The 9485-nt window shown below is 38.0% G+C and carries 8 protein-coding genes; 5 read left to right on the top strand and 3 right to left on the bottom strand.

From position 1 onward, the window contains the following. Nucleotides 1-189 (top strand): peptidase S41 (locus LBQ60_07335; GenBank protein ID MDR2037718.1); only part of this gene is annotated, 189 nt, incomplete at its 5' end. Nucleotides 190-253: 64 nt separating this feature from the next. On the opposite strand, the gene LBQ60_07330 is transcribed toward LBQ60_07335, so the two are convergent. The 3 genes from LBQ60_07330 to LBQ60_07320 form a co-directional block, all read right to left on the bottom strand. Further along, on the bottom strand, nt 254-955 hold the full coding sequence (locus LBQ60_07330) for a LytTR family DNA-binding domain-containing protein (GenBank protein MDR2037717.1): 702 nt from the start codon (nt 953-955) through the stop codon (nt 254-256). Further along, nucleotides 952-2133 (bottom strand): sensor histidine kinase, encoded by a 1182-nt coding sequence (locus LBQ60_07325; protein ID MDR2037716.1) that lies wholly within the window; start codon nt 2131-2133, stop codon nt 952-954. The genes LBQ60_07330 and LBQ60_07325 overlap by 4 nt, the downstream gene beginning before the upstream one ends. A gap of 194 nt (nt 2134-2327) precedes the next feature. Then, nucleotides 2328-4262, bottom strand: a complete 1935-nt coding sequence (locus tag LBQ60_07320) for a carbohydrate-binding domain-containing protein (protein MDR2037715.1) — start codon at nt 4260-4262, stop codon at nt 2328-2330. A 439-nt stretch (nt 4263-4701) separates the two neighbouring features. On the opposite strand from LBQ60_07320, the gene LBQ60_07315 reads away from it, so the two are divergent. From LBQ60_07315 to LBQ60_07300, 4 genes are all read left to right on the top strand, one after another. Next, entirely contained in the window at nt 4702-5838 is a 1137-nt protein-coding gene (locus LBQ60_07315) for a 6-bladed beta-propeller (GenBank protein MDR2037714.1), read from the top strand. A 119-nt stretch (nt 5839-5957) separates the two neighbouring features. Continuing rightward, on the top strand, nt 5958-7094 hold the full coding sequence (locus tag LBQ60_07310; GenBank protein MDR2037713.1) for a 6-bladed beta-propeller: 1137 nt from the start codon (nt 5958-5960) through the stop codon (nt 7092-7094). A 609-nt stretch (nt 7095-7703) separates the two neighbouring features. Further along, a complete protein-coding gene (locus LBQ60_07305) occupies nt 7704-8111 on the top strand; it encodes a hypothetical protein (protein ID MDR2037712.1) in 408 nt (135 codons plus the stop codon). Between the two features lie 131 nt (nt 8112-8242). Next, a complete protein-coding gene (locus LBQ60_07300) occupies nt 8243-9379 on the top strand; it encodes a 6-bladed beta-propeller (GenBank protein ID MDR2037711.1) in 1137 nt (378 codons plus the stop codon). The last annotated feature ends 106 nt before the right edge of the window (nt 9380-9485 follow it).

Genomic DNA, 9485 nt, shown 5'->3' with positions numbered 1-9485 from the left:
GCACCCATATCTGCCGAATTGTATAACGGATGGACAGTGGAACTGTCTACCAACCCGATGTATGATATCCACAAGAGAAGCATTGAAACAGGCATTGCCCCTTACCAACCGGTTTTGCTGAATACCAAAGACGGGAAGTCGGATAATATCATTGAACAGGCAAAGGTGTGGATCATGCAAGATCAATAAAACAGGCTTGTTTATATGTAACATCTGATCGTAACCGGACCTGAGTAAATCATAGATTTTCAGATCATCCGGAAATATATTTTCTGAATTTTTCCTCGTATAACTCGCCTATAGGTATTTGTTTACCGTCTCTGAGGAGAATGTGTTTCCGTTCTATGGCTTTTATCTTTTGCAGGTTAATAATGTAAGAACGGTGAATCCGCATAAATCCATGGTCTTTTAGCTTTTCTTCGTAGGATTTCATACTACCCAGACTCATTACCGGCCGGCTTGTCGCGGTAAAAATACGCACATATTCACTTCGGCTTTCTACATAGATAATATCTTTTATAGCAAGGGGAATCGTTTTGTATTCCGACCGGACAAAGATCACTTCGGGTAATTCCTGACCCTTTGAATGTTCCAAAAGAGTAAACTGCCGGTATGCTTTTTCGGCTGAACGTAAAAATTCCTTATAACTGATAGGCTTGAGCAGATAATCAATGGCGTCTACCCGAAAACCATCCAATGCGTACTGAGGAAAAGCCGTTGTAAATACAATCAAGGGTTTTACAGGCAATAACCGGACAAAATCCAGTCCGTTAAGCCCGGGCATCTGTATATCGGCAAACAGGATATCTATCTCCTGTCCTGACAGAATTTCCTGTGCTTCTTTTGTATTACGGCAGGCAGCGACCAGTTCGAGAAATGGTGTATTCCCGATGTATTTCGACATCTGTGCCAGAGCCAGAGGTTCATCGTCCATAGTTATACATCGCATCTTCATTTCACAGGTATTTTCAGGATGGCAATATATGCTTTTTCCTCATTTCTGAGATCCAGTACATAGTCACTGTCAAAAAGCAGGGCTAATCTTTTTTGTAAATTTTCAATTCCTACTCCTTTTTCTCCGGCCGGTTCGGAAAAACTACTATTGGTTACCTCATAGGAAAGATATCCGTCACTGACGAAAAGCCGGGTATGAATATATGAAGTTTCCTGATGACTGATTCCATGTTTGAACGCATTTTCGAGCAGGGGGATCAGGATAAGCGGAGGAAGAAGGAGGTCGGGAAGCGGGTCGGGATAAACGGTGGTGATCTCCACATCATCCGAAAAACGGATTCGCATCAGGGATATGTAATTCCCGAGAAATTCGATTTCCTTTTGAAGCGGTACCAGGGCTTTATCGGCTTCATACAATACATACCGCATGATCCGGGACAATTCGATAACAGTATCTTTTGCTTTTTCGGCATCGATATCGATCAATGCATGTATATTATTGAGCGTATTCATGAAAAAATGCGGATTAACCTGTGCTTTCAGGTAATCGAGTTCCGCTTTCAATGTCTGGGTTTCCAGCTCTTCGAAACGGCGGGCATCACGGATGGATTTGAACAGAAGACGAATGGCAATATTACATCCTACCAGTAAGATGGCCAGTAACCAGTTATTCAATATCGGGCCCCACCGGAAAGGCGCCAGCCGGTGCGGAGCAAAACCTTTATCGGGAAACGGCCTGTCACCATGACGGATAAACGGAGGCTTACCTGCCATAGAATCGGTAAATTCAGGTTTCCGTGAGATATCGAACCCATCCTTTCGCCCGGGATCTCCGTCTTTTCCGTGGAACATCATGTCTGATTGTCCGGAAAAAGGATTTTTACGGGAAGGAGCGTCTGATGGCCCGGAGAAAAAGAAAAACGACAAAAGGACAATTAGAAAAAGCACCGAACAGGAATAGGCAATATACTTCTTTTTCAGAAACAGGAACGGAAGCAGCAGGTAATTATTGACCAGAAAGAGGGAAAAAAACGGAAGCAGCCGGAGCCAGAAATCCCTGACATCATCCCAACGGATACCCTGATTGTCGTTATATCCGAAAAGCGGAACCAAAAAGATAACGATCCATATCAGGAAATAGATTCCATTCTCAAGCAGGACCTGATTACGGGCTTTCATTGTTTTATCCTCCGGAATTAAGTTTTCAATAAATAAGTAATATAAAACAAATAATGTTACATGAACGTAATCGACTTGATCAATGCGATTTAAGAAAACAATAAATAGCACTGAGCGCTTAATTCGCCGTGATGCATACAAAGATAACATAACGGCGAATCTGATCGGACATTATTTCAGAAAAAGGTGTTCATTTATGGCCTTCCACCGCCCGGACCGCTGGAAGATCCTATACTCGTGACCGCTCCTGCCGCCGAACCAGTAGTAAATGTGCCGGATGAAGAACCGCCGCTATAGGTCGCATCTGTATAGAGGCCGTGAAAGCTACTACCGTCCGAAATACTTCCACCGGTATAGATGGTATACCCGGTACTCCCTTCCAATAACGGACTGCTGAACAGAACTGTTGAACTGCTTCTGTAGATTACCGGAAGCTTGAATGTCAACACTCCGGCACTACCGGAAGTATTTTTAATATGTATGACCTGCACATTGGCGGATGCCTGGAATATAACCGAGCGTTGGGCACTTGCGCTGGCCGTCGGACTACTGGTACTTCCTCCTATACCGAGAATGGTGCCTCCGGTAATGGAGAAACGATTATTGTCGCAGTCAAATCCGCCTTCAGGAGACGATGCGCCAACAGCGATAACCACTCCCCCTGTAATGAAGATTGTTCCGTTGGAGTCGATCGCATCATTGGTCTCGCTTTTACAATAAATCTTCCCACCGTCTATCTGTATATTCTTCGAAGCATTGACCGCATCGTCATATGCTTCGATATCAATATCACCGTTGGTGATGGTCAGCGTCGCTTTGCTCTCAAGCCCTTCGGCTTCGGTCTTAGAGGTACGTATTTTTATGGTGCCGCCATTGACGGTCAGGTCGCCGTCACTTTTTATCGCTTTAGCGGCTGTGTCGTTGTTCCGGTTGTACACATGCTGGTTACCGGTGGTGATGACTGTTATATCGCCATCATTCACTGTAATGGTACCGTCTACATTGATGCCTTTGCCTCCCGAGCCTGCGCTTAAAATATACAGGGTACCCGATTCTATGAGCAGGTTACCGTCGCACTTGATCCCCGCCGCAGAAGAAAGGTCCTGTTCATCCTCTTCCCAGATGGCATTACCTGCAGTATTGATGGTGATATTTCCTCTCATGATGGTCAAGTCCCCGGTTGGCTTGATCCCTTTGGATGCATCGCCATATACAGTGATGTCTACACTCCCTCCGGTATCGATGTATATATTATATTTGGCTTTGATAGCATGACCTTTCTCCCCGGTAGTAACTATGTTCAACGTTCCACCGGTAATTTCAATGGCTTCCGTCTTGCTTTCGCTTTCAATTCCATCGCTGACAGATCGTATCGTGAGGGTACCACCTGAAAGGATGATCTCGTCGTTAGCATGAATACCGTCACTGGCAGCTTCTTTAATATGGATGACACCATCCGTAAATGTTAAAGCTCCATCGGTACAGAGACCATGTTTATTTTTTCCACGGATCTCGAGCGATCCTTTTCCGGATATGTCAAGGTTGCCTTCACTGAAAAAGGTTGCTTTCATATCCTCCCCGTCGGTATAGGTATAAACAGCGCCGTCGATCAGCCGGTTGTTTGTCTGGTCGACAATGGTAACCAGCGCTTTTTTCTTATTCTGGATATTGATGGCCGCACCGTTGGGATTAGTGATGCCGACCCCGTTCAGTATCAACCCGAACTTTTTCTCACCGTATATTTTCACCGAACCGTCGCTGGTGATTCCTGACAGGATATAATTCAGTTCACTGTCGGTAATGGTGGAACGAATAACGACATGTCCGTTATCCTCCTCTACCGTTACTCCGTTTTCGGAGAAAGGATTATCGATGACCACGTTGTTTCCTGAGAATGCGATGGTAATGGCATTCTCATAATAGATTTCCTGTGAATTGGGGATCAATTCATCATCGCCAGGATCACCAGGATCTTCTGGGATTTCCGGATTTTCCGAATTTCCCGGATCTGTCTGATCGACTTGCTCATTCTCGTCCGGAATATTATCAGACAACTCATTTTTGGAGCATGCGCACAACACAAAAGTTGCGATGCAAATGCAATAAAGAAAAAAATATCTGGTCCTCATGTCTGAAAAGTTTTAAAGGTTACATAATACTATGCAAAACACAAAAATGATTCCTTTATTGCCGGCAGAGAATTCAGAATCAACGAATACCTTTTTTTTATCAACGAAAATGATTATATTTTTTTGAAAATACTGAATAATTATTTCCGTAAATAATAAAAGCGCTCCTTTTCCAGTATATTTGCCATGAGAAAATATAAAATGCATTCATTTGGATTTCCTGAAAAAACATCAAAAACGGATGGTCAATTGCTTATTGTAGATCTGCCTCCTGATTCTTGTGAATAGTATATTTTCCACGGGATGCAGATATCGAGAGTTTTCGATAGAACCGGATCAGAAAAAAATCAAATAGGAATCTTCCTATCACATTTGACAGGCTAAAATTCAAATATAGATAAAAACCACGCCACATACTACCACATTATATATTTAGAAAATGAAACGAATCAGCTTTTTTATCATACTCTCATTCTTTCTGTCACAAATCTGTATCAATCAGGAATTGCCCGGATATTCATTAACAGATGCTCCAATTGTAGTGGACATTGATTCGGTTCAATCAATTCCCCTAAATTTAAGTTATATCCGGTACATTCCTTTAGAAACGACTTCTGATTGCTTAATAGGCCGTATAAATAAAGTACTTTTCAGGGATGATAAAATATATGTTGCAGACTTTTATCAAACAACGGCATTGTATGTTTTTGATATGAATGGAAAATTCCTTTTTAAAATTTCCAGGATGGGGAAAGGACCCGGAGAATACATCAGTTTCCGTGATTTTGATATTCAGGCCAATGGCGACATCTATATGTTTGATCATTTCGGGAAAAAATTTATAGTTTTTGACCCGGCAGGAACATATTTACAGGAATTTGGTGTCAATTACACTTTCAGCCATTTCTGCCTGGTTAAAGATAAAATGTATTGGTCAATACTTTGGGAATATAATAAAATGATCGCCAATTTAGCTGTTTATAACAAAAAAGAAAAAAAAACAGAATTTTTAATAACGGATAAAAAATTCCTACATGAATTAAATTTATTAAATTATACTTCATATAGGTTTTATTCTTCACCCAATGGTATGGTTTATTTTTCACCCAAATTTTCTGAAATAATTTATTCTATTGACAGTACAGGTGTCCATCCTGCAATTGGTATCAAAAATCTGAATATTCCACCTGATCATGTAATAAAGGAGTGGGGCGGAAAAAGTCCTGGTTCTGATTCGGGGATTGATTCTGATAATCTGTATTTTAAACAAAATATACATACTTATGAAACAGACCGGTACATTACTTTCCAATGTATTACAGAAACAACTGTCAGTTCTAGTATTTTTTTATATGATAAAAATTCACATTCGATATGTTGCTCACCGTTTTTCCGGTATTATACAGATATCGGAACTAATGGAATCAGAGGTAGCACCGGTAAATATTTTTTCAGTTATTTTGATCCTAATCTTGATAATGAGTATCATCTGAAAATATTTAAATCACGGGAAGAGTTGAAGGAATGGAAAGAAGAAGACAATCCGGTGATCGTCATTTTTGATCTGGAAATATAATAATGAACAGGGAGATATTTCTTTTTATTGACTTTAAGTCTATTAATGATATGATTCAAATTTCCTGAAACAAAATTAGGAGGTAAATTTAGAATACAAATGACCATAACAAACATAAAATGAGAAAAATAACTTTCTTTTTAGTTCTTTCGTTCCAGTTTATACAATTATGTGTCAATCAGGAATTACCCAAATATTCCCTTACGGATGTACCCCTTGTGGTGGACATCGATTCGGTTGAATATATTCCTTTAAAAACGGGTTACGTACGGTATCTGCCGCTGGAAACCAACCGTGATTGTTTGATAGGTTTCGCAGATAAAGTGCTTATCAGGAATAACAGGATCTATGTCGCTGATTTTAGCAGCAGAACCATGGCTTTGTTCGTTTTTGATATGACCGGAAAATTCCTTTTCAAGATTGCCAGGGTCGGAAAAGGACCCGGAGAATACACCAGTTTCCGCGATTTTGATATCCAAACCAATGGCGATATTTATATGTTTGATCATTTTGGAAAGAAATTTTTGATATTTGATGCAGCAGGAAAATACCTGGAAGAATTAAGGGTAGATTATTCTTTCTCTTATTTTACCCTGGCAAAGGATAAAATGTACTGGTCGAGGCTTTCCGAATATGGAAAGATGTATGCCAATTTAGCCGTCTATCATATTCCTGGGAAAAAAACAGAATTTTTATTAAACAATAAAATAAATTTGAATGATAATAAATTATCATTGGATTTTACTTCATATGGATTTTATTCTTCGCCGAATGGTATGGTTTATTATTCTCCCAGGTTTTCCGAAATTATATATTCTATTGACCATAATGGTGTTCACCCTGCCATTGGCATTAAAAACCTGCAAATACCACCCGAGCATGTCATTAAAGAATGGGTAGAAAAAAAATATGAGTTTGCGATAAATTCGGATGAGCGATATTTTAAAGAGAATGTACATATTTACGAAACAGACAGGTATACTGCCTTCAAGTGTATCAACAAAAAAACGATAGAGTCCATAACCATATTGTACCATAAACAATCAGAATCATTTTATGCCATTCCCAATTTCTTTTATGGGATGGATCTCGGAATTGATAATATCAGGGGAAGTATCGGCGAATATTTCTTCGGTATGGTTCGTCTTAACCCTGACTATAAGGAACATCGGAAAATCCTTGAAACACGGGAAGAATTAACCAACTGGAAAGAAGAAGATAATCCGGTGATCGTCATTTTTGATATAGAAATATAATAATATATGGATCGAAAAAAATTTCTATTTCCCGGATTAAGTGTTTTAATGATTACAAAAGGAATGTTTGCAATACCAATAAATACATCTCAAGCTTTGATGAAAAATATTTTTAATTTTTACATTGAAATATTTGTTTGTTTAGAAATTTAATAATACATTTGCACAGCAATTATTTAACGAATCCTAGTAATACTGATATACAATTGACTGATTAAACCACATAAAGAGATATGTTTAAAAATATTTTTTGACTATTATTTATAACCTGAATGAGTAAGTGATAATATTAATTCATTCTTAAAAAATGTCTACAACGTATATGCTATTTTTATAATAAACATACTGTCTTTCTGAGTATATTAGAATAACCCATTGCATTTATGACATATATACTTCCATATTTACATGATTACCTGACCAGCCTTTATCGAAAAGCTATTCTTTTTCGTAATCACAGGCTGTTACAGTTTACACGGGCAGTTTATTTTGCCCTACCGGAAAATCCGCATGAATTCCGGATAACAGGGCGACAGTTTCAGGCCTTTCCACTGTCATAGGAAGCTTATAAGGCTTTGTGGAAATATATGAACCAATAAAATTTTGAACATGAATAAAAACATGAAAATACTGGGTGTACTTTTAGCTTTGGCTATTACCGGATTATCCGTCGAAAATGCACTGACAGGACATGGGATTAAAGGCAACAAAAACCTGAATCCGGAAATACTTGCCAGTGGCTCTTCCGGAGGATCAGGATCAAGTTCGGGATCAGGCTCAGGATCGGTCAGTTGTACCAGTTCATGGCCAGGTGATTGTATCGGAACCGCAAATGACAAATACTACAGGAAGATAGTAATAACAGATCCAGTATTTGATGCTCCCGTGCAAAAAGGCAAAGAAATATGTCAAAAGTACAAAATTACTTCTAAGCAATCCTGTGATCCTGGAGGTACAGACGACTGTACTCCTGGCACATGGGTAAATACAGGTGAAAATTGTTTTACACCAGATTAACTTTAAAAGAGACTCTTCTATGAAAAATGCACTTCTATAAAAAGAAAATATTCTTTTTATAGAAGTGGGGCTACCCTAAGAAAAAGGGGCATAGAAGGGTCTTCTTATGTAAACAATTAACATACCTCCATATGAACATAAAACAAATGATCTTTTTTTTAGTTTTTTCAGTTTTGTTAATACAATCATGTATCAATCAGGAACTACCTGAGTATTCCTTAGAAGATATTCCAATCATTATCAATATTGATTCGGCTAAGTTAGCACCCTTAAAAGCTACCCATATTCAATATATTCCATTAGAAACGTCTAAGGAATGTTTTATAGGATATGCCGATAAAGTATTGATCAGGAACAACCAAATCTATGTCGCAGACTTTGACAAAGCCATGGCAATATTTATTTTTGATATGAATGGAAAATTCCTTTTTAAAATCGCACGACAAGGAAAAGGTCCTGGTGAATACATCAGTTTCCGTGATTTTGATATTCAGGTTAATGGTGATATATACATTTTTGATGTATTCGGAAAGAAATTCCTTGTATATAATTCTATAGGAGAATACATGCGTGAGATAAAAACAGACTATTATCTGTCGTATTTTTGTTTAGTAGAAAATAAAATGTATTGGTCCAAGCTTTGGGAATCCGGAAAGATGTTTGCTAATCTAGCTGTTCACGATATAGTGAATGGAAAAACAGAATTCTTATTAAAAGATAAAAAATTTTTATCTGATTTATTATTAAATTTTAGTACGTATAGTTTTTATTATTCTCCGAACAATATTTATTACTCTCCAAAATTCTCTGAAATTATATACTCTATAAATAATGAAGGGGTATTTCCTGTAATCGGCATTAAGAACTTACTTAAACCACCTGCAAGCGTCATAAAAAAATGGTCACAGAAAGATGAAGATCCCCATAAGCATATAAAACAAATGATTGAAGGAGAATACTTCATTGAAAATATATATATCTATGAAACAGACGACTATATATCCATTGGATGTGTAAGAGGGGCCAAGCAAGGTTCTCTATTGTTTAATAAACACACCAAGCATACCTGTACAATTTTAGCATCCGATTATTACACTGTCCTTGGAAGTACCCAAGCAAAAGGAAGCACTGGGAAATATTTTTTCAGTGTAGTTGATTTTGACCCTGAAAATGAACAAAACTATCAAATCCTCAAATCGAGGAAAGAGCTGGTCAATTGGAAAGAAGGGGATAATCCTGTTGTTGTTATTTTTGATCTGGAAATATAATAATGAACAGGGATATATTTCTTTCTATTGACTTTAAGTCTATTAATGATATGATTCAAATTTTCTGAAACAAAATCGGAGGTAAGTTTAGAATACAAATGATCAT

Source organism: Bacteroidales bacterium (assembly GCA_031275285.1).
Classification (GTDB): Bacteria; Bacteroidota; Bacteroidia; order Bacteroidales; family UBA4181; genus JAIRLS01.
This window is presented reverse-complemented; position numbering and strand designations above follow the sequence as displayed.

Coding starts and splice junctions, on each gene's coding strand:
- LBQ60_07325 (MDR2037716.1), bottom strand. CDS start 2,133: ATGAAAGCCCGTAATCAGGTCCTGCTTGAGAATGGAATCTATTTCCTG.
- LBQ60_07320 (MDR2037715.1), bottom strand. CDS start 4,262: ATGAGGACCAGATATTTTTTTCTTTATTGCATTTGCATCGCAACTTTT.
- LBQ60_07330 (MDR2037717.1), bottom strand. CDS start 955: ATGAAGATGCGATGTATAACTATGGACGATGAACCTCTGGCTCTGGCA.
- LBQ60_07300 (MDR2037711.1), top strand. CDS start 8,243: ATGAACATAAAACAAATGATCTTTTTTTTAGTTTTTTCAGTTTTGTTA.
- LBQ60_07315 (MDR2037714.1), top strand. CDS start 4,702: ATGAAACGAATCAGCTTTTTTATCATACTCTCATTCTTTCTGTCACAA.
- LBQ60_07310 (MDR2037713.1), top strand. CDS start 5,958: ATGAGAAAAATAACTTTCTTTTTAGTTCTTTCGTTCCAGTTTATACAA.
- LBQ60_07305 (MDR2037712.1), top strand. CDS start 7,704: ATGAATAAAAACATGAAAATACTGGGTGTACTTTTAGCTTTGGCTATT.